The sequence below is a fragment of the Bacillus sp. AR8-1 genome (assembly GCF_008042345.1).
Taxonomy (GTDB): Bacteria; Bacillota; Bacilli; order Bacillales; family Bacillaceae_G; genus Bacillus_A; species Bacillus_A cereus.
In genome coordinates, this window is sequence record NZ_QNUB01000093.1 from 1 (window position 1) to 1,267 (window position 1,267).

The following is a 1,267-nucleotide window of genomic DNA, read 5'->3' on the forward strand; positions in this document are numbered from 1 at the left end:
AGCTAATATTTTAAAGTACCCCCAAAACGCAAATTTTGTGCATGGTGCTCTTTTTTATTATTTTGGGGTAACTAGTTCTTTTAGCATAATAGCGATGTGTTAGTTCTAAAAACTCAAGAAAGCTTTAGAATACTATTATAGTTGGTCAAGCACATGAACTAGACATCTAATTATTTCAGAGGATTTCTCGATTTGCTCTGCATCAAAATCTGAAAGGTTCGCATTAAGAATATGTTTTAGTTTTTTCTCTCTTTCTAAGTGACAATTTAAACCACTAGGCGTAAGTTGAACATTGACAACTCTCCGGTCGTTATTTGAACGAACACGCTCAACGTAACCAGCCTGTTGTAATCCATTGATTAATTGAGTAATACCAGCGGCGGTAGTTTCTGCTCGATCAGCTAATTCTTTGACTGACAATCCGCCTTCTTCAGCTAATACTTTAAGGGTTCGAGCATGGACCATTGAAACTGCCCCTAATGTACGAGTAGCTCGCCCTCTTAAACGTCCATCGGCTGCAGTTAGACTATATATAGCCTGACTAAGTTCGTCTATCGCAGTTAACTTATTTGAAGAATTTGTCATAACATCACCATTTTCTCATTAACTAAGTACTTAATTATATGAAGTTAACATTAACATATGAAAAAGAGTAGAGTCAAATTAAGTAGAGACTGGCTATTCATTTTCCAAGCAATATTATATATGCTCACCTTAAGTCATCAATAAAATAATAAAACGACTTGGCTCGTAGTCTTGACAAAAGTACATATTATACTTCATTATTTTAATTAAGTACTGAATCATTAAGTACTTAATTAAAAAATAAAGGATGATTATTATGACTCAACGTTCACAATCTCAAGGATGGGCTTTAGATATAGCCCTTGCACTTGGTGGGTTTGATGCTTTGCATCCTGAAGCAAAGGCAACTATGGAACAGTTAGGGCACGACCACACTGATTTTGATAAAGTTTTTTCTCAAGTAAAGAGTGGAGCAATGATACCAAAAGCATGGGCCACGGTTGCTTCTCAGGCTCAAGAACGTGCAAAACATTATGAACAAAAAGGATTCACTGTTACTGCTCGTGATCTATATCAGCGAGCTGCTGTTATGTGGGGACGTGCACAATACTCATATTTTAATGATGATCCACGAAAATTGGCATTTCGAGAACAGTGTAATGAATGTGTGGCAGCTATTTCATCACTTGGAGGAGGAACGGTACAACGTATAGTACTAGAATTTGAAGGCAAACAGATATAT

1 protein-coding gene and 1 pseudogene are annotated in these 1,267 nt (G+C 36.4%); one reads left to right on the forward strand and one right to left on the reverse strand.

Features of this window, described 5'->3' with window-relative positions; translation table 11 throughout:
• Positions 1-135 precede the first annotated feature (135 nt).
• Entirely contained in the window at positions 136-585 is a 450-nt protein-coding gene (locus DN400_RS29275; RefSeq protein ID WP_097854081.1) for a MarR family winged helix-turn-helix transcriptional regulator, read from the reverse strand.
• A 256-nt stretch (positions 586-841) separates the two neighbouring features.
• Here DN400_RS29275 and DN400_RS29280 point away from each other — a divergent pair.
• Positions 842-1,267: pseudogene (locus DN400_RS29280) on the forward strand (dipeptidyl aminopeptidase); the annotation flags it as partial.